The organism is Niveispirillum sp. SYP-B3756 (genome assembly GCF_009495745.1).
Classification (GTDB): Bacteria; Pseudomonadota; Alphaproteobacteria; order Azospirillales; family Azospirillaceae; genus Niveispirillum.
In genome coordinates this window covers 43,549-64,010 of the sequence record NZ_WIDQ01000005.1, presented here as the reverse complement: position 1 = coordinate 64,010, position 20,462 = coordinate 43,549, and the positions used below count along the sequence as shown (strand labels likewise).

The 20,462-nt window shown below is 63.1% G+C and carries 14 protein-coding genes; 3 read left to right on the top strand and 11 right to left on the bottom strand.

Translation table 11 applies throughout. The annotated features are described in order from the left end of the window. Position 1 precedes the first annotated feature (1 nt). The 11 genes from GE253_RS12620 to GE253_RS12570 form a co-directional block, all read right to left on the bottom strand. Positions 2-865: an ABC transporter permease gene (locus tag GE253_RS12620; RefSeq protein ID WP_153204488.1), complete on the bottom strand. Its 864-nt coding sequence runs from the start codon at positions 863-865 to the stop codon at positions 2-4. Beyond that, positions 862-1,848 carry an ABC transporter permease gene (locus GE253_RS12615; RefSeq protein ID WP_153204487.1) on the bottom strand — a complete coding sequence of 329 codons (987 nt, stop codon included), beginning with the start codon at positions 1,846-1,848 and terminating at the stop codon, positions 862-864. Before GE253_RS12615 ends, GE253_RS12620 begins: the two co-directional genes overlap by 4 nt. Positions 1,849-1,852: 4 nt before the next feature. Beyond that, the gene (locus GE253_RS12610; protein WP_153204486.1) at positions 1,853-3,382 is read right to left on the bottom strand and encodes an ABC transporter substrate-binding protein; all 1,530 of its coding nucleotides are present in this window, start codon (positions 3,380-3,382) and stop codon (positions 1,853-1,855) included. A gap of 8 nt (positions 3,383-3,390) precedes the next feature. Further along, positions 3,391-4,674: an FAD-binding oxidoreductase gene (locus GE253_RS12605; protein WP_153204485.1), complete on the bottom strand. Its 1,284-nt coding sequence runs from the start codon at positions 4,672-4,674 to the stop codon at positions 3,391-3,393. 6 nt (positions 4,675-4,680) lie between these two features. Then, complete coding sequence (locus GE253_RS12600; protein ID WP_153204484.1) at positions 4,681-5,349, bottom strand: haloacid dehalogenase type II; 669 nt, start codon at positions 5,347-5,349, stop codon at positions 4,681-4,683. Positions 5,350-5,560: 211 nt separating this feature from the next. Beyond that, positions 5,561-6,487 carry a glyoxylate/hydroxypyruvate reductase A gene (locus GE253_RS12595; RefSeq protein ID WP_153204483.1) on the bottom strand — a complete coding sequence of 309 codons (927 nt, stop codon included), beginning with the start codon at positions 6,485-6,487 and terminating at the stop codon, positions 5,561-5,563. Between the two features lie 89 nt (positions 6,488-6,576). Beyond that, positions 6,577-8,718, bottom strand: coding sequence for a TonB-dependent receptor (locus tag GE253_RS12590; protein ID WP_153204482.1), 2,142 nt, complete (start codon positions 8,716-8,718; stop codon positions 6,577-6,579). A gap of 334 nt (positions 8,719-9,052) precedes the next feature. Beyond that, positions 9,053-10,246, bottom strand: a complete 1,194-nt coding sequence (locus tag GE253_RS12585; RefSeq protein WP_153204481.1) for a heparan-alpha-glucosaminide N-acetyltransferase domain-containing protein — start codon at positions 10,244-10,246, stop codon at positions 9,053-9,055. A 203-nt stretch (positions 10,247-10,449) separates the two neighbouring features. Beyond that, the gene (locus GE253_RS12580) at positions 10,450-11,610 is read right to left on the bottom strand and encodes an AGE family epimerase/isomerase (protein ID WP_153204480.1); all 1,161 of its coding nucleotides are present in this window, start codon (positions 11,608-11,610) and stop codon (positions 10,450-10,452) included. A 30-nt stretch (positions 11,611-11,640) separates the two neighbouring features. Further along, on the bottom strand, positions 11,641-12,537 hold the full coding sequence (locus tag GE253_RS12575) for an ROK family protein (RefSeq protein ID WP_153204479.1): 897 nt from the start codon (positions 12,535-12,537) through the stop codon (positions 11,641-11,643). A 272-nt stretch (positions 12,538-12,809) separates the two neighbouring features. After that, on the bottom strand, positions 12,810-14,030 hold the full coding sequence (locus GE253_RS12570) for an ROK family transcriptional regulator (protein WP_153204478.1): 1,221 nt from the start codon (positions 14,028-14,030) through the stop codon (positions 12,810-12,812). A gap of 291 nt (positions 14,031-14,321) precedes the next feature. On the opposite strand from GE253_RS12570, the gene GE253_RS12565 reads away from it, so the two are divergent. The 3 genes from GE253_RS12565 to GE253_RS12555 all read left to right on the top strand — a co-directional run bounded on the left by GE253_RS12565 (position 14,322) and on the right by GE253_RS12555 (position 20,459). Beyond that, positions 14,322-16,574 (top strand): TonB-dependent receptor, encoded by a 2,253-nt coding sequence (locus tag GE253_RS12565; protein ID WP_153204477.1) that lies wholly within the window; start codon positions 14,322-14,324, stop codon positions 16,572-16,574. Between the two features lie 17 nt (positions 16,575-16,591). Beyond that, positions 16,592-18,691 (top strand): alkaline phosphatase D family protein, encoded by a 2,100-nt coding sequence (locus GE253_RS12560; RefSeq protein WP_153204476.1) that lies wholly within the window; start codon positions 16,592-16,594, stop codon positions 18,689-18,691. Positions 18,692-18,791: 100 nt separating this feature from the next. Then, entirely contained in the window at positions 18,792-20,459 is a 1,668-nt protein-coding gene (locus GE253_RS12555; protein ID WP_211101435.1) for a SulP family inorganic anion transporter, read from the top strand. The last annotated feature ends 3 nt before the right edge of the window (positions 20,460-20,462 follow it).

Below are 20,462 nucleotides of genomic sequence, written 5' to 3'. Positions count from 1 at the left end.
GCTAACCCTCCTTCGATCCGTGCCGCCGGGGCAGCGCGTCGATCAGCAGATTGACACCGACGGTCAGGGTGGCGATGGCCAGCGCCGGCACCAGGATGGCGGGGGCTGCCTCACCCAGGCCGGAGATATTTTCCCGCACCAGCGATCCCAGATCGGCATCGGGCGGCTGCACCCCCAGCCCCAGGAAGGACAGGCCGGACAGCATCAGCACGATGAAGACAAAGCGCAGGCCGAAATCCGCCAGCATCGGGTGCAGCATGTTGGGCAATATTTCCCGGATGGCGATATAGGCCGCCTTTTCGCCGCGCGTGCGGGCCACCTGCACATAATCCATCTGCGCCAGATTGACGGCCTGGGACCGGGCGATACGGTAGGCACCGGGGATATAGATAAAGGCGGCAATCAGGAACAGCAGCAGCAGCGAAGACCCGACCGCTGCCACCAGCACCAGGGCAAAAATCTTGGATGGGATGGAAATCAGCGTATCGATGAACCGGCTCAACAGCTCATCCAGCCAGCGCGGCGCCAGGGCCGCGATCAGGGCCAGCCCGGTGCCGGTGCAACTGGCGGCGATGGCGGCGGCGGCGGCCAGCCCCACGGAATAGCGCGCACCGGAGAGCACACGGCTCAGCACATCGCGGCCCAGATAATCACTGCCCAGCCAATGCGCGGCACCAAAGCTGGCAAAGACATCCTGATGCGTGAAGGCACCGGGATCATAGGGGGCCAGCCAGGGGCCGGCAATGGCGGTGGCGATCCAGAAGATCACCAGCCCCAGCCCCAGCTTGCCGGACAGCGGCAATTGTGCCACCCATCCGGGGGATACGGCCTTCCCGGCCTTTATCTCATCCACGGTGACGCTCATCGGTTGCGCAGCCTCGGGTTGGCCAGAATGGCGACGGTATCGGCAATCAGAACCAGTGACAGATAGGCACAGCAGAAGATCATGGCGCAGGCCTGCAACAGCGGCATGTCGCGGCTGGTGACGGCATTGACCATCAGGCTGGCCAGGCCTGGATAATTGAAGATCGTCTCCACAATCACCGCCCCGCCCAGCAGGTAGGAGAGCGAAAGCGCCATGGCATTGACGATGGGGGCAATGGCATTGGGCAGCACATGCACCAGCACCAGCCGCGCTGGTGATACGCCTTTCAGCCGCGCCATCTCCACATAGGGCAGGCCCAACTGGGCGATGATGGCGGCCCGCGTCATTCGCGCCATCTGTGCCACCACGATGATGGACAGCGACAGGATGGGCATGGCCAATGCCCGCAGCAGGTCCAGGAAACTGCCCTGGGCCGGCACCAGCGCGATGGAGGGCAGCCAGCGCAGTTCCACCGCGAAGAACAGCACCGCAATGGTGGCGATCAGGAATTCCGGCAGCGCCACCATGGCAAGCGTGGTCGTGTTCAATGCCCGGTCCAGCCGCCCGCCCTGGCGCATGGCCGAGGTGATGCCGATGGTCAGGGCCAGCGGCACGGCCACCAGGGTGGACAGGGCGGCCAGGATCAAGGAATTGGGCAGGCGGCTGGCGATGATGTCCGCCACCGGCATGTTGGCAACCATGGAGAAGCCGGGGTCACCCCCCAGCAGCCCGGCCAGCCAGCGCAGGAACCGGAGCGCGGCCGGCTGGTCCAGCCCCATCTGCTGGCGGAGCGCTGCCACCGCTTCGGGTGTCGCACTCTGCCCCAGCATTTCCTGCGCCGCATCGCCGGGCAACAGCCCGCTGATGATGAACACCACCAGGGACACCAGGAACAGGGTCAACAGGCCGGATGCCACCCGCTTGGCCAGCAGGAGCAACAGGAAGGCGTTACCGCTTTCAGAGGATGTCGGGGATGCAGCCATCGGTTCAACCCTCCCACCAGACATGTTCAGCAAAGGCATAGCCCATGAAGCCGCCGACCGGCACGGGGTAGAGCCCCTTCAGCCGCTTGTCATAGCCATCCGACAGATTGATGAAGACGGGGATGGCAGTGCCGCAGTGATTGCTGACAATCTCCTGCATCTCCCCGTAAATCTGGGCGCGCAGCGGTTCGTTTGCCGTGGCGCGGGCTTCCAGCAGCAGCCGGTCGAACCGCTCATTCTTCCAGCCCGTCTCGTTCCAGGCGGCGGTGGATTTGTAAAACTGGCTGAACACCAGATCGGCCGTGGCACGCGGGTTGGTGTTGCCGAAGCTCAGCGGATGTTTCATCCAGTGGGTGGACCAGTAACCATCCGCCGGCATCCGGTTGATGGCCAGGTTCAGCCCGGCCCTGGCCCCATATTCCTGCAGAGCTGAGCCCATATCGACTGAGCCTTCCGCCGCCGTGGAAGCATAGACGGGCAGGCGTGCCGGGCCCAGACCGGCCTTGGCAAAATGATATCTGGCCCGGTCCAGGTCAAAGCTCCGCTGCGGCAGGTCGGCCCGGAAGAACGGGTGGAAGGGCGGGATCGGGTGGTCATTGGCGATAATGGCGGAGCCACGGAACAGGGCGCGCTTCACCAGTTCCCGGTCGAACAGATATTTCATGCCCAGCATGAAATCAGGGTTGCCGGTAATGCCGCCATCAACCCGCATGATCAGGTTGGTATAGAGCCCGCTGGGTGTCTCCAGCATCTCATGCGCACCGCTCTCCCGGATGCGGTGGATGGAGCGGGGATTGACCGCGATGACCATCTGCACATCGCCGGACAGCAGCGCGTTGACGCGCGATACTTCATCCGGGATGCCGATCAGCTCGATCTCGTCCAGATAGGGTTTGCCGGGCTTCCAGAAATCCTCATTGCGGGTGACGATGGTGCTGACACCCGGCACGAAGCTTTTGATCCGATAGGGGCCGGTCCCGTTGGGGCGGCTGAAATCCTTCGCCCCGGCGGCGATGATCAGGAAATGTGACTGCGCCAGCATGGCGGGCAGATCGACATTGGGGCCGGTCAGGGTGATGGTCAGGTCCAGCGGGCCGGTGGCCCTTATCTCGGCGAACTGGCTGGCGATCGGCCGCACCTTGGAGCCACCGGCCGGGTCCAGATGGCGGGTCAGGCTGAACACCACATCCTCGGCATTCAGCCGTTTGCCATCATGAAAGCGCACGCCGTCGCGCAGCTTTACCCGCCAGCTGATCTGGTCGCTGCTTTCCATTGCCTCGGCCAGGGCCAGCCGGGGCCGCAGGTCGGCGCCATATTCCGTCAGCCCGGAATAGAGCATGTGATGGCGGATATAATCGGTGGATAGGGCCCCCTTGGCCGGGTCCGTCGTGTCGGCGGTGGAACTGGACATGCCAGCCACCCGGATGCGGCCGCCAGTGCGGGGGGCCGCTGCTGCTTGTGACCAGGCTGGCAGCAGGGGCAGGGCACTGGCTGCCATGCCGGCTGTCAGCAGCGTTCGCCGCGAAAGGCCCATGGAACCCCTCAATGCAGGATGTCCTGAATACGGTAGTAAAGACCGACCAGCGGCAGGAACCAGGGTTTGCCCAGATGGCCCGGTACTGCCGGCCAATCCAGCCCCGCCCAGGGGTTGGCGGCGCGCTCCCCCGCCATTACGCGGGCCATGCGTTCGCCCATATGGACGGACATCTGTACGCCATGACCGCTATAGCCCATGGCGTAGAACAGCCCGTCCTGTTCCCCCGCGCGTGGCAACCGGTCGGCTGTCAAATCCACCATGCCGCCCCAGCAATAATCCACGCGTGTATCGCGCAAGTCGGGGAACAACTGGCGCATGGTGGCTTCCAGGATGCGGCCGCTTTTCTGGTCCGACAAAGGATCAGAGATGGCAAAGCGCGCCCGCCCGCCAAAGATCAGCCGGTTATCCGGGGCCAGACGGAAGTAATTGCCGATATTTTTGCTGGTCACATAATTGCGTCGGCCGGGGAACAGCGTGTCCACCAGTTGCGGCGGCAGCGGTTCGGTGGCGATGACGAAACTGCCGACGGAGATGATGCGGCGGCGGAACCAGCCGAACGGCCCCTGCGGGCTGGCGCCGCCGGTGGCCACCAGCACCTGCCCGGCCGTCAGCGTGCCGCGCGGGGTGGTGACCAGCCAGCCCTTGCCCTGGGGTGACAGGCCGGTGACGGCGGCCTGTTCATATATCAACGCCCCCCGGCGGCTGGCCGCCTCTGCCAGCCCGACGCCAAATTTGCCGACATGCAGCTGCGCACTGGTGCTTTGCAGCAGGCCGCCATGGAAGGTGTCGCCAGCGATCTCTGCCGCCAGGGCTGCCCGCGGCACCAGGGTTACCTGCGGGTCGATGGTGGCCAGGCTTTCATAAGCCTTTTTCAGCTTGGTATAATGTTCCGGCTTGGCCGCCAGCTTCAGCCGTCCGACCCGGCGGAAAGCACAATCGATGCCTTCTTCCCTGGCCAGTTGTTCCACATCGCTGACGGCCTGCACATGGGCATTGTAATAAAGCGCTGCCGTCTCCCGCCCGAAACGGGCGACTAGACCGGCAAAGTCATGCGCCGTGCCGGCGTTGCACTGGCCGCCATTGCGGCCGGAAGCCTCCCCCGCGATACGGCCGGCTTCCAGCACCGCCACGCTGGCCCCGCGTTTGCGCAGGGCCAGGGCGGCGGACAGGCCGGTGAAGCCGCCGCCGATGACGGCGACTTCCACCCGGCCTTCCACCGGACCGGTTGCCCCGCCGGTGAAGCCGGGTGCCGTATCCAGCCAATAGGAGAGGGTCTTCCGGTCCGCCATGATGGGTTACAACCCCACCAGAGCCGGCAGGATGCCGATATGCGGGATTTCGAAATCCCGATAATTCGGGTTGGTCGGCTCATGCCCGCGTGCCACGAAGACGCGGGCACCGAAGCCCAGATCGGTGGCGGAGTTCTGGTCATAGCGGAAGCTGGAAGAGACATGCATGATGTCCTTCGGGTCGGCCCCCAGCTGATCCAGCATATATTCAAACGCTTGCAGGCGCGGCTTGTAGGCTTGTGCCTGTTCGGCCGTATAGACGGCGTGGAACGGCGCGCCCAGCATGGCGACGTTCTGGTGGATCTGCTCATTGGCGGCATTGGACAGGATCACCAGCGGGATTTCCTTGGCCACCTTGGCCAGACCGGCCGGCACGTCGGCATGTGGCCCCCAGGTCGGCACCGCCTCGTAAAAGCGCGCCGCTTCTTCTGGACGGAATTCGATCTTCCAGCGCTTGCAGGTACGCTCCACGGCATTGTGAAGCACGTCGCGGTAGGGCTTCCAGGCGCCCAACACCTCATCCAGCCGATAGGCTGTGAAATCCTTGCAGAACCGGTCCATATCCTCTGGCTTGATACGATCGGGGAAGATCTCCCGCGCCATCTCGGACATGCGAAAGCGGGTCAGCGTGCCGTAGCAGTCAAAGGTAATGAATTTGGGCCGGAAGGGGGCCATGGCTGTCTGTCCTTCACATCGGGCGAATGGCCGGGTTCAGGGCCGCTCGCGGTTTGGATCGGTCCGGCGGATCACTCGTTGAAACGGCGTCCGCGACAAGGCAATTAGCGCATGGGAGGGGCGGAACTTCCCCCCGATTGGGGAGGGCGGATGGGTATTTATCCGCCTTTTCAGCAGGGTCTGCGGCACAGTCTGCCGCATCACCTTTTCCTTAATATCCGCGCCCGCGCGTCACAGTTCCCAGCATCGCCAGACCCTGGCGATGCTGCCTTATATTGCCCATCAGGACACGAGCCGCACTTTCCGGCTGGGTCATGCTGGCGACATGCGGTGTCAACAGGATAGCGGGGTGCCGCCAGAAGGGATGATCGTTTGGCAGCGGCTCCGGTTCCGTCACATCCAGCACCGCACCGGAGAGTTTTCCGGCATCCAAGGCTGCCAGCAGGTCGGATTCCACCAGATGACCACCCCGGCCAACATTCACCAGCGCGGCACCATCGGGCAGCAGATCGAAGGTTTTGCGGCACAAAATGCCGTGTGTCTCCGCTGTCAGCGGCAGCAGACAGATCAGGATATCGCAGCCCGCCAGAAAGGCCGGCATCGCCTCCGCCCCGGCATGGCAGGTGACACCATCCACCTGCTGGGGTGAACGCGACCAGCCCGACAGCGCAAAGCCGTAGCTGCCTAGCCGGGTTAGCACCGCCCGACCCAGATTGCCCAGCCCCATCACACCGATGCGCCGATCTTTAGCCGGCACCAGTTTGATCGGCGCCCATCGCGCCTCCGCCTGAGCTTTGCGATAATGCAGCATATGGCGGTGCAGGGCCAGGGTGGCGAAACTGGCATATTCCACCATGCCTTCGGTGATGCCCGGTTCCACCATCCGGACCACCTGGATATGGTCTGGCACCTGGGTCAGATCCAACTGGTCCACCCCGGCCCCGGTAGAGAACAACACTTCCAGATTGGGCAGGCTGGCCAGCAGGTCGGGCGTCACCGTCCAGGCGGCCAGATAGCGGATATCGGCAAGGTTGCCGGTATCGGGCCAGTGGCGGAAATCGATCTCCGGCGCCTCGGCACCGAAAAGCTTTTGCCACGTCGCACCGCGCACCGGGTCCGCCTTGTAGAGAAGGGCCATCTCCATTCTCCCAGAAAAAACGCCGCTGACACCGGAGGGTATCAGCGGCGTGACAGTGAGGTTCATGCCGTATCGAAAGAATTGCCAGATCAGAACGTGTAGCTGACCTTGGCCGTGAAGGTGCGCGGGGTGCCGGGGGCAACCCAGAGCCGGGCGTAGGAGCTGGCGTAATAGCGCTTGTCAAACAGGTTGTTCACATCCACCGACAGCTTCAACTGTTCGGTCGGCTGCCAGGAGGCCAGCAGCTTCACCAGCGTGTAGCTGGGCAGATAGAATTCCGTCGCCGTTTCACCCAGGCGCTTGTCGACATAATTCACCCCGCCGCCGATGGTGACAACATCATCCAAACCGAACGTGAATTCCTTGGTGACCAGCAGGTTGGCGCTGTTCTTCGGCACGTTCAGCAGGGCGGAGCCTTCGAGGATCGGCTGGGCAAAATTGGGGTCCAGCATATCCTCCGCCACCTCGGCGTCGGTGTAGGAATAGGTCAGATAGACCTGGATATCTTCCGGCAGCTTGGCATTCAGATCAAACTCAATCCCCTTGCTGCGCGCCTTGCCGATGGCCAGGGAGAAGCCGGAATTTACTGGATCGGCCGTCAGCACATTGTTCTTCTTCATGCTGAACAGGGCGACGGTGCTGGTGATCTTGCCATCCGGCGTGGTGTATTTGGCCCCCACTTCGTAGCTTTTGGTTTCTTCTGGGCGGAACAGCTTGTTGCTGGCGTCAGCACCGGAATTGGGGCGGAAACCCTGGCCATAGGAGCCGTAAACCGACACTTCCTTGGTGAATTCGTAGGCGATACCTGCCTGCGGGCTGAACTTCTTATAGGTCTTTGCCGCGTTTGTGTTGGTACGGCGGAAATCGACATTATGGTCGAAATTGTCGTAACGGCCGCCAAAGCGGATTTTCAGCTTCTCCGTGACATCGATCTGATCTTGCAGATAGGCGCCCCAGGCCTCTTGGGTTTCCAATTCACTGCGGAAGGCGCCCGGCACCTGAAGATTGCCATAGACGGGGTTATAGACATTGATGGCGTTGTTGGCGGCCGTGATCGGGCGGCCTGCTGTGTAGGCACCTGGCCGATAACGCAGTTGCAGGTGATCAACGTCAAACTTGTCCCAGTCGGTACCGATGATCACGTGATGGGTAAAATCGCCGGTATCAAAAGTGCCGCTGGTTTCCGCCCGCAACACCGAATGTTCGGTCTGGAAGTCACGATAACGGCGCTGCCGCGACAGGAAGGTACCGTTGGTCTTGTCCAGCGTCTGGCGGCCACCCGCCAGCTCCGCCTCGGTGGAGAAACCCTTGAAAGAGGTTTCGCGGTAGCCGGCACCGACCAGCAGGCTCCAGTTATCGCTGAAATTATGCTGCAGCTGCGCCTGATGGCCCAGCACACGCACCTTGATTGGGCCGTCATCCGGTTCGCCCAGGAAGGTGGAATTGGCGACCGGACCCAGCACGCCATTGATGGCGACGATGCCACGGTCAAACGGCACCTTCTGGTTCACATATTCCATTTCATAGGACAGCGAGGTGTCCTCGCTCAGTTCCACCAGGATGGAGGGGCTGAAGGTGTATTTCTTGGTCTTGATGGTTTTGCGGAAGCTGCCGGCATCTTCTGCCGCGCCATTCAGGCGCACGGCCACCTTGTCGGCCACCGCGCCGGTGACATCGCCTTCGACCCGGTAATTATCATAGCTGCCGGCGGAGACGCTGAAGCTGCCCTCTGTGTCGAATTTCGGCTTCTTGGTGATGATATTCACCGTACCGCCTGGTTCGCCACGGCCGAACAAGGCGGAGTTGGGGCCTTTCAGCACCTCAATCTTTTCAATGTTGGAGGCATCGCGCGGGCCGCCATAGCCACGGCCGCCATTGAAACCATTGACCAGATAACCCGAGGGGAAATTTTCATCACCGGAGAAGCCGCGCACGGCGAAGGCATCCCACAGACCACCGAAATTATTCTGCTTGGCAATGCCGCTGGCCATCTCCAGCGCATCTTCCAGGCCGGTGGCGCCGATTGTTTGCAGCAGTTCCCCATCCAGCACCTGGATTGATTGCGGCGTGTCCTTGATGGCGATGTCGCCACGATAGGCCTGCCGCTGGCCGACAACGATGATCTCTGCCAGTTCCTCACCAGCTGCCATTTCCGCAGTTGCGGTGCCGGTCAGCGCGACGCAAGCAACCCCCGCCACCAAAGCGAGCCGGAATCCGGGATTAGTTTTCATCTTTGTTCCCCTTTTGTGAAGCTCCGCCATCCAACCTGGTACGGACTGTTACTATGTAACGTCCGTTTTTTTATTCATCCCGTCATGCCAACACAATGGTCGGCATAATTGCGAGGCGTTTTTGCCCTGCGTTTTGCTTTTTCCTGTTATCCAGATTTGCGCATTGACGACAAAATTGTTTCGTCAAACTGCCATAGAGCGACAGTGTGTTATATCGTTGGCGGGTCAAATTGCGTGGAAAATGCTGGGGGCTTCTGCTGCGTCTGCGGCAAAAAGCCCCGCCATCATGAGTATGGCGGGGCTTTGGGGGCGGCGGATCAGCAGGAAATGCCGGTCAGAGATATTTCAGCCACCAGATATCCTTGCGACGCTGCTTCAACTGGGCGAACCAGCGGGTGGGATAATAGAGTGGCAGCACCAGCCCCAGCGACCAGAGCCAGACGGTGGAGACATTATCCACCCCGAAGACGCTGCCCTTGTTCAACCCATAAAGTGCCACGGCCCCCAGATAAAGCGCCTTCAGCACATAAAGATGCAGCAGATAGAAGAACATCGGTGCGCCACCGAACAGGGCCAGCCAGGGCATCAGCCGGCTATCCTGAGCTTTCTCGAACAACACCAGCAGCAGCACGCCGGTACCCACTGTGGGCAACAGGAACAGCAGGGAAGGGGGATATTTGGTCAGTGCCAGGAAGCTCATCACCGTCACCAGCCCATCGTCGCCGGTGAACCAGGGCTTGTCGCCATAGAGGTTGGTGTAGCGGAGCACGACGAAGCCGACCAGCATGGAGAGGCCCACCATCAGCAGGCGGCGCTGACGCTGGCCAGCATCGGCATTCCTGGCGAACCAGGGGCCGGCGGCATAGCCCAGCAGAATCACCCCGATCCAGGGCAGGATCGGATATGTCGTCTTGGCGAACATGCCACCGCCCAGATCGATGGCACTGCGCTGGTGCAGAATGGCCCAGGGCACATACCAGGCATCGCCCGGTGCCAGACGGATACCATCCAGCAGATTATGCCCGCAGACGATCAGCAGACCGAGCGCGAACTGCCAGGGGCGGGGCAGATGCAGCAGTCCCGCCAGCACCACCATGCTGATGCCGATGGCCCAGATCACCTGCAGCCAGAAACCCTGCGGCGGGAACTGTGCTGACCAGGCGAACCCGACAAAGGTGACTTCCAGGAAGATCAGGAACAGGCCGCGCTTCAGCAGGAACAGGGAGGTTTCCTGCTTGCTGTGCGACTGGCCGTAAAGCCAGGCCGACAGGCCGGTCAGTGCCACGAAGGTGGGGGCGCAGAAGGTGGAGAGCAGCCGGGTGAAAAACAGCGCCGGGCTCACCTGGGTGACATCCACCGGGTCGCTGACTTGCATATGCAGGAACCACGTCTCCCGCACATGATCCACCAGCATGAACAGCATCACCAACCCGCGCAGCGCATCAATGGCCACCAGCCGCGTGCGCGCCGTGGCCGTCGGTGCCGTCTGCGCGGGCGCATAAATCCCGTTGCCTGTCAGGCTTGTCATCTCTGCCAATCCCCGTTCCATTGCCGACCATTCGGCCGGTCCTTACCATCAGCGGGATAGCGTATGACAGCACCGCAGGTTGGATATGCGGAATGATGGGGGGCGGATCAGCGAAAGCTGCCGTGGGAGGGACTGGAAAGAGAATCTTGCCGGCCGGCATGTCGGGTGATCACGGGTTGATCCCCCGACATGCGTCGCTTTGATCAGGCCCCGGCCTTTGCCAAAGCCTGATCCAGTTCTACGATGGCGCAGATGATGTGATAGAAGCTGCTGGCCGGTGCCGCCTCGTCAATCAGGCTGCCATCGGCCTGCATCCGGTCATACCAGAGGCCGGGAACGGCCGTCTGCAGATAGGTCCACAGCCCCTCGGCCCCATCGGCGGCGATCTGCCAGTAATCCGCGCGTCCGATCAGCAAGCCGGCCAGACAGCCGGCCTTGATGCGTTCCGTCTGCGGCCACAGACGCGCGGCGGCATCATGGGGGGAGAAATCATCCAGCAGGCTGTTGAAGGCGACATTGCGCGCCTTATCCACGCCGTGGCCCTCCCCAATGGTGATCAGGCGCAGGCCGGCTTCCACCGCATCCTGCCGGCTGCGCAACGTGCCCCAGCGCAGCAGCAGCCAGGCCCATTCGAACTGGTGGCCGGGCTCGACGATGCGCCCATCCACCCCCTCGGCCGGTGACCAGTCGGCGGCGAAGAATTCCCGCAGCCCCCCGATCTTGGCATCGATGAAATAGGTCAGCGCCATATGGGCGATGCTGTCGGCCAGATCGGTCCAGACCTTGTTGCCGGTCAGTTCCTCCCAGGCCAGACAGGCCTCGAACAGGTGCATATGCGGGTTGGATTGCTGGCGATGCTTGCCGGCCGGTTCCACGAAACCCGCCACTGGGTGGGGCAGCAGATCGCGCATGGCGGCCAGCACGACCAGTGCCTGCGCCTCGTAACCAGCGGCATCATTCAGCGCCTGTGCGGCCTGGGCCATGCTGAACAGGGCGAAGGCCTGATCATAAAGCGCCACGCTGTCATCCACTGGCACCCCTTCGGGGGAGACCACGCCGCGCACCAGCCCGTCCGGCCGCTGGAACCGTTCCAGGAACAGCCGCAACCCTTCCTTCACCGCCGTCTGCGCCGGGCCGTCCCAGCCCAGGCGGCCGGCTGCGGCATAGGAATAGACCTGGCGAGCCTGGACACGGGCGCGGCGGTTGGCCTCCACCGGCTGGCCCTGCTGGTCCAGCTTTTCATGGAAACCGCCGCGCGCATGGTCGTAGCCCTGCTGCCACCAGAGGGGGAAGGCTTGGCCCAGCAGCCAGTTCTTCAGGCGGTCGCGCTGCGTGGCGGCAGCGGTGAGGGAGGATTTGGTCATTGGCGTCAAGGCCCTGGCTGATGGATTGGATCAGGAATGCCACAGACGGGCGGCACCGCGCACGCCCGAACTGTCGCCCCAGCGGGCAGGCGCGATCTTCGCTTCCCATCCGTCGGAGAAGACATGCGGTCGCATGGCGGCCGGCAGCCGCTCATAAAGTTCCGTGACATTGGACAGGCCACCGCCCAGCACGAACACATCGGGGTCCAGGATATTGACGATCAGCGCCATCGCCCGGCCCAGCCGGTCGATATAGCGATCCATGGCGCCCACGGCATCGGCATCGCCCCGGCGGGCGGCATGGATGATGCCTTCGCCATTCATGGACCGGCCGCTCACCCGCTCAAAATCGCGGCGCAGGCCGGTGCCGGAGACCCAGGTTTCCAGGCAGTTGCGCTGGCCGCACCAGCATTCGGTGCCCGGCAGCTCCGCCCCTTGCGGGGAGGGCAGGGGGATATGGCCCCATTCGCCGCCAATGCCGTTGGCCCCTTCCACCAACTGGCCATCCACCACCAGCCCGCCACCGCAACCGGTGCCGATGATGATGGCAAAGGCCACCCGCGCCCCAGCCGCCGCCCCATCAACGGCTTCCGACAGGGCCAGGCAATTGGCGTCATTGGCCATATGCACGTCCCGGCCCAGGGCGGTCGCCAGATCCTCCCGGAAGGTGCGGCCATTCAGATAGACGGAATTGGCGTTGCGCATCAGCCCGGTGCGCGGGGAGATGGAGCCGGGGACGCCAACGCCCACAGTGCCCTTGGCACCGGCTTCCTGCTCGGCCCGCTGGATCAGGTCACAGACAACCCGAATGGCGGTGTCATAATCACCCGGATTGGGTTGACGCACGCGGGACAGGAAACGGCCATCCTGGTCCAGGGCGGCGGCTTCGATCTTGGTACCGCCGAAATCGACCCCAATTCTGATCATCTGGCAATGCTCCGGCCGACAGCGCAGGTCGCGGCGGCCCTTTGACATAAGGAATTATTTGGTTCAGGTGCGGGTATGGCCCGCGATGCCGCCACGCCAGGGGCGGCCAGCCATAGCCATACTAAGGCAGGAGAATCTCGCTGGACATGGGCTTCCTCTGGCATCTTGCATTCGCCCCTGGTTTGGCCTTCCTGACGGGGCCGGGGCGTTCACGGGGCAATTTATCTGCTCTTTTAAAATAAGCAAATTGAAATAATAAATCAGACGCGCCTTCACGCTGTTTTCATCAGCACGCTGCGCGACGGCAGCAGCCGGTCGTTGAAGGGCAGGATGGCCGCCCCCACCGCCGGCGCATCGGCGGCCATGGCGGCGCGGCGCAGGGGGGCGATGGCGGGGACGCGGTCCCCATAATCGGCTGTGCGCCGGTTGACGGCCGCCACCAGCCCATCCACCAGATCGACCGGCAGCCGGCCACCAATGAACACCGCCTCCGGATTCATCAGGCAACTGATGGAAAGCAACGGCTCCACCAGCAATTCCGCCGCCATCTCCAGCCAATCCGCCACCGCCGCTTGCCCGGATGCGGGCAGGGTCGCCAGCTGGTCCGGCCGGTCCAGCGGGTGGCCCCGCACTTCCAGAAATTCGAACAGGGCGGACAGCGAGACGGCATCCTGCAGCGCACGGGCCGTGCTGTGGGGGGAGTGGATGGGCAGAAAGCCGATCTCCCCACTGCGCCCATTGGCGCCACGATAATAATGGCCGTCGATCACCAGCCCACCACCCAGCCCCCGGCTGAACAGGATATAGACGAAGCTGGGATGATGCAGCCCGTGGCCAAAGGCCAGTTCCCCCAGGGCGGCGGCGGCGGCGTCATTTTCGACAAAGGTGGGCAGGCGCAAGCGTTGCCCCAGCAGGGCGGGCAGGTCCACCTCCTCCCACCCGGCATAGGCAGCCGGCTGGTGCGGCAGATGCACCCGGCCCAGATCGTCGGGCCGGGCGATGCCGATCCCGATCAACCGGTCTGGATGAACGCCACCGGTTTCCAGCAGGCGCGGGATTTGCGCGTCAAAGAAGGCAATCACCGCATCGGGCAAAGCAAATTCCGCCTCCAGCGTTGCCCGCGCCCGCACCTGTCCCAGCAGGTCCAGCACCACCAGGGTGATATGGTCGCGGTCGATATTCAGCCCGATGGAAAAACAGCCATCCGGATTGATGGTCAGCTTCATGGCCGGCTGGCCGCGCTGCCCCAGCAGGCGGCCAGCCTCCATGATCAACCCTTCATTCAACAGCCGCTTGGTGATGTTGGCGATGGCGGGTGCTGTCAGGCCGGTTATATCGGCCAGATCGCTGCGGGTGATCGGCCCGCTGACCCGGATCGCCTGCAAGGTGACACGCTGATTATGATCGCCCGCCCGTTCCAGATTGGTGCCGGACAGGCTGGCCCCCAGCGATGGGTGCAGATCGGCCAGACGCGTGGGCGTGTGCGGTTGCATGGGCGGGTGAGACCTTTGGGACCGGGCGGATACAGGATTGGCTTCTGGAATTACCGCGTGCTGGCCGGGCCACACAATGGGGATGTCGCGTCGCATGGTCGGCACTGGGCCGGCAGTTGTCCCCTATTGGCCTGATAGATGTGTCCCAAGAGACTGAATGGTAAAGAAAAACATGTTTCAAACAATAGTTTAATGACCCCTTCATGAAGCTGTAACAGCCTTCCCTATTCTGCGCGTGATCGGCCGACCCCCGTCATCAACACCGGCCACGATCATCGGAAGGGAATAGAAATGTCGAATATCTGCTTGCGCCCGATCCTGCTGGGCGGCTGCGCCCTGGCGATTCTGAGCGCCATACCGGCGCAGGCAGAGACCCTTGTTCTGGAAGAGATCATCGTGACGGCGCAGAAGCGCAGCCAGAGCGCCCAGGATGTGCCGATCTCCCTGACCGCCTATAGCGGCAAGAAGCTGGAGGAGCTGGGCCTGACGGAACTGGACGATCTGTCCGATTTCGTACCCGGGCTGCAGATCCAGCTGCAAAGCCCGAACAATCCCGGCTATGTCATTCGCGGCATCACCTCCGACAATGGTTCTTCCCAGCAGGAAGCCCGCGTTTCCGTCTTTGTGGACGGCGTGCCGGCCAGCCGCGCCCGCGGTGCCGTGGTGGAACTGTTCGATATCGAACGGGTGGAAGTGCTGAAGGGGCCGCAGGGCACCCTGTTCGGCCGTGGTGCGCAGATCGGCGCCGTCCATGTCATTTCCAACAAGCCGCAGCTGGACAAGATGGAAGTGACCGGCCGCATCGCCCTTGGCAATTACCGCCAGCAGACCTATGAGGCTACGGTCAACGCCCCGGTGTCGGACAGGGTGGCCGTCCGGCTGGCTGGCATCAGCCGCCAGCGCGACGGCTATATCGATAATCTGGTGCCCGGTGCCAAGGAAGCCCTGAACGGGGTTGGCGTGGAAGCGGTGCGCGGGTCGGTGCTGGTGGAAGCGTCGGACGATTTCAAGATCACCGGTATCCTGAACTATCAGAAGGATGATTATACCGGCACCTCCTTCAAGAATCGCCGCTTCGCCCCGGCGGGTGGCGATACCAGCCCCTTCACCGCCGCCCAGCTTAATCGCGGGGACGAGTTGGGGGTGGATCGGGAGCTGTTCAACGCCAATGTCACGGCGGAATACCGGCTGTCCGACAGTGTCCACCTGACCTCCATCTCCGGGTTCCGTAAATTCGATACGAATGAGGAATTCGATGCCGATGGTACCCAGGCCTATATGCTGGAATTTGCCGAAGTCACCCATAGTGAGCAGTGGAGCCAGGAATTCCGCCTGAACTACGACGATGGCGACCGGTTCCAGGGTTTTGTCGGGGCCAATTATTTCCATGAAAAGGGCTATCAGCGCGTGCCGCTGCGCACCAATGAACGCTCGCTGGCCCTGCTGGCGGTACCGGCCCTGAACCCGTTCTATGGTCAGGCGATTCTTCCCAACGGAGCCGTCAATCCCGGCCCGACGGCGCTGCCCAACGGCCTGCCGCTGCGCACCTATGGCGAGGCGCTGTTCAGCAATTATGGCACCAACAGCGCCTATGAGGCCTTTGCCGACGGCACCTATGCGCTGACCCCGGAATTCTCCCTGACGGCCGGCGTGCGTTTCACGCATGAAAAGCAGGAATCGGCTTTCGAACAATGGGTGGATCGCCCGGTCAGCCTGATCGGCAGCCTGTTCCCCAATGTGCCCCGCAAGGAACAGGAGAAGGATTTCGACAGTGTGGTTGGTCGCTTCGTCGCCAGCTACAAGCCGACAACCGACAGCCTGATCTATGCCAGCGTGTCGCGGGGCCGCCGTCCGGCGGTGGTGCAGGTCAATGCCACCCTGTCCAACACGCTGAAGAACGAAATCGTCTGGAGCTATGAGGCCGGTGCCAAGACCAGCCTGCTGGATAACCGGCTGCAGTTGGAAGGGGCGGGTTATTACTATGATTACAGCAATTTCCAGACCTCTTCCCGGCCGGACAATTCCCCCATCGCGGTGACGGTGGACAGCGGTACGGCCACGGCCTACGGGTTTGAGGGCAGCATCACGGCCCAAGCCACAGAGGCGCTGTCGGTCTTCGCCAATTACGGCTATATCCATGCCGAGTTTGATGACACCGACTCCAGGGGCAACCGGCAGGTGCTGGCCGGCAACACCTTCCGCCTGACCCCGGAACAAAGCGTCTCCCTTGGTGCCCAATATGTCCGTCCGCTGGGTGACAGCGGGGTTGAGCTGTTCGTGACCCCGACCTTCTCCTGGAAGTCGCGGGTCTATTTTGAAGAAACCAACCTGCCGGCGATCAGCCAGGGTGCTTATGGCACCGCCAATCTGCGTACCGGTTTCCGGTCTGATGATGGGCGCTGGACGGTCACCGCCTCGGTGCAGAACCTGTTCAACCGGGAATATCTGATTGATGCCGGCAATACCGGCGGTGCCTTCGGTGTGCCCACCTTCATCGCCGGCACGCCGCGTTTCTATGGCGTTGAAGTCGCCGTCAAGTTCTGACGCGAAAGGGAAAAACCATGTCGTATCAGAACAGCAAGCCCGGACTGGACCGGCGGTCGCTGCTGCAAACGCTGCTGGCCAGCGGGGCCATCCTGTCGGTCACCGCTGCCAGCGGCCTGACGCCGCTGGTGCGGCCGGCGGCGGCAGGGCAGGGGCGCTTTCACTTTCCCCAAGGCTTGGCGTCGGCCGACCCGCAGCCGGACGCGGTGATGCTATGGACCCGTGTGGTGGCGCTGGACGGCGCCACCCCGGACAATGTCGACCTGACCCTGCAGATGGCGGAAAAGCCGGACTTCAAGAAGCTGGTGGTGGAGCGCAAACTCACGGCCGGCAGCGCGCATGACCATACGGTGCGCGTGCTGGTGGATGGGCTGAAGCCCGATCAGACCTATCATTACCGCTTCATCGCCGCCGATGGCAGTATGGGCGACCTGACCGGCCGCACCCGCACGGCGCCGGCCCGCGATGCCGACCGTACAGTCACGCTCGCCTATGTCACCTGCCAGAATTACGAAGATGGCTTCTATGGCGCCTATCGCACCCTGATCAACCGCGACAAGGCGGCCAAGAAGGGAGAGGAGATCGATTTCGTCCTGCATTTGGGCGACCAGATTTATGAGACGGTGGGCTATGCCGGCAAACTGCGCGACCTGCCGGATTTCCCCTCCGGCGGTGGGGAGACGAAATGGGGCAAGGCGCGCCACGCCTTGACGCTGGCCGATTACCGCCAGCTTTATCAGGCCTATCTGTCCGATCCGCATTACCGGGAGGCGCGGGCCCGCTTCCCCTTCGTCTCCATCTGGGACGATCATGAATTCGTCAATGATTACTGGCAATCCATCGTCACCTTCACGCCGGAGGGGCGGTCGCTGCCCACGGCCAAGCTGGCGGCCAATCAGGCCTGGTTTGAATATGTCCCGGCTCTGCTGACCGGGACCAAAGGCGTGCCGGGTGTGGAAAGCCACGCCAGGGATTTCACGCCCGCCAGCGTCAGCGATGTCGATGCCCGCAATGCCCCGGTGGATGACGGGAACCTGCTGCAGGAACCCAATAATCTGGCGGCCATCGGCTCGCTGACCATTTTCCGCTCGCTGCGGTTCGGCCGGCATGTGGAACTGGTGCTGACCGACACCCGCAGCTATCGGGCCGACCATGCCGTGCCGGATGAACTGGCCATGGCGATCACCGGCCAGGCCACCTACATGCTGCCCTTGCCGCTGGTGGCGCTGATGGATGCCGGGCGTACCGCCAATGGCGGCAACCCGCCCGCCACCATTCCGCTGGGCGACAAGCAGGTGCCCAACCCGCGCAAGGACCATCCGCCGGGCACCCTGCTGGGGATCGTCCAGAAGGATTGGCTGAAGCGTACCATGGTGGGCAGTGACGCCACCTGGAAGCTGCTGGCCACCTCTGTGCCTTTCCTGCCCATGCGCGTCGATATGGAGCAGATCAAGCCGGAGGCGGCTCCTCTCATCCTGACCGCCGATGCCTGGGACGGCTTCCTGACCGAACGGCGGGAGCTGATGGGCTTTTTCCGCGACCAGGGGGTGACGAACATTATCAGCCTGTCCGGCGACCATCATCAGAGCTTTGCCGGCATGGTCTATGATGATTTTGATGGGGCGTCGCCACGCCCGGTGGCAGTGGAATTCTCGGTCACCGGGATCAGCAGCACCCCGGTCTTCCGCTCCTTCGCCAGTGTGGCCAAGAAGGACAGCCCGTTGCGGCCGCTGGTGGCCCTGGAGGGCGAGCGGTTCGGCAAGCCGGGGGACATTCTGCCGACGCTGAATATTACCCTGCGTTATGGCACCCGTGCTGCGATGACGGCGGCGCAGACGGGTGACCTGAAGGCGGCCCTGGCCGCCCGCAATCCGAAGCAGAACACCCACCTGCGCTATGTCGATACCGACAGCAATGGCTTTGGGATTTTGCGCGTTTCGGCAAAAGGTGTGGTGTCCGAACTGGTGACGGTGGCCCCGGCCAAGAAGGATTACGGGGCGGAGGGAGCGCCGATCCAGCGCACCGCCCGATTCCGTGTGGCCCCCTGGGCCAAGGGGCAGGGGCCGGTGATGAATGAGCCTGTGGTGGAAGGGGAAAAGCCATTCCCCCTCGTTTAATCTGCCCTGTACCCTTTGCATCCACCCTGGCGCTTGACGCCGGGGTGGGTGGGCGGTGACCCTAGGGGGCATCTCCGCCCGTCACATCAAGGCGCCAGCCATGGCCATTGCGCCCACACCCGCCCGCCCCGCCACAGCCCTGTGGCGGGAACTTATGCCCAAGCTGATTACTTGTTTCCAAGAAGGATACAGTTTCGCCGCTTTGCGCAGTGACGCGGTGGCGGGACTGACGGTGGCCATCGTTGCCTTGCCGCTGGCCATGGCGCTGGCCATTGCGTCCGGCACCACGCCTGATAAGGGGCTGGTGACGGCGGTGGTGGCCGGGTTCCTAATCTCTGCCCTCGGCGGTAGCCGGGTGCAGATTGGCGGGCCGACCGGGGCCTTTGTGGTGGTGGTGTTCGATGTCATCGCCCGGCACGGCTATGACGGGCTGCTGCTTGCCACTTTGATGGCTGGCATCATTCTGGTGGCGGCGGCCGTCACCCGCATGGGCCAGTGGATCAAATATATCCCCGAACCGGTGGTGACGGGGTTTACCGCTGGCATTGCGGTGATCATTTTTACCAGCCAGATCAAGGATCTGCTCGGCCTCTCCATGGCCAGTGTGCCGGCGGAGTTCCTGGAGAAATGGCCAGCTTTCTGGGAAGCGCGCGGCACGGTCGGCCCGGCCGCCATTCTTGGGCTGGGCTGCCTGGCCCTGATCCTGGTCATGCGGCGCTGGGCACCCAAGATGCCGGCCTTTCTGGTGGCGGTGATTGTGGCCGCCATCGCCGCACCGCTGATGGGTTTGCCGGTGGAAACCATCGGCTCTCGCTTCGGCGGCATTCCCGACCATCTGCCGATGCCGGCCGTGCCGGAGATCACGCTGGAGAAGCTGCGTATCCTGCTGCCCAGTGCCCTGACTATCGCCTTTCTGGCGGGGGTCGAGTCGCTGCTGTCCGCCGTGGTGGCCGATGGCATGACGGGGCGGCGGCACCGCCCCAATGCGGAATTGCTGGCCCAGGGTGTGGCCAATATTGTCTCGCCCCTGTTTGGCGGGTTGCCGGCAACGGGGGCGATTGCCCGCACCGTCACCAATATCCGCTCCGGTGCCCGCAGCCCGGTGTCGGGCATGTTGCACGCAGCATTTCTGCTGCTGTTCATGCTGGCCTTCAGCGGGTTGGCCGCCTATGTGCCGCTAGCGGTGCTGGCGTCCGTTCTGGTGGTTGTGGCCTGGAACATGAGCGATGCCGGCCGCTTTGTGCATCAGTTGCAGGTCGCCCCCATCGGCGACCGGTTGATCCTGCTGACCACCTTTGTGCTGACGGTGATGATCGACCTGACGGTGGCGATCGAGGTGGGGGTGCTGTTCGCCGCCGTGCTGTTCATGCACCGCATGTCCGAAGCGGTCAGCGTGCGGGAACATGAACAACCGGAGGCGTCTGCCGGTCTGCCACCGCACACGGTACTTTACCATATTGATGGGCCGATGTTCTTTGGGGCAGCCCGCAAGCTGGCCGATGTGCTGGAACGTACCGGCGGGGCCCCCAAGGTGCTGATCCTGGATATGGAGGCGGTCCCCCTGCTGGATGCCACCGGGGCCGACGCCATCCAGACCGCCATCCAACGGGCGGCGCGGCGTGGTGCCAGCGTCATCCTTTTCGGCGTTCAGCGCCAGCCGATGGGCGTATTGCATGGTTTGGGCATCCGACACCGGCGCGGGTCAGTGGTGATGGCGGCCGATCTGGATCGGGCGAAGCAACTGGCACAGGATCTGTTGGACCGATAGGGC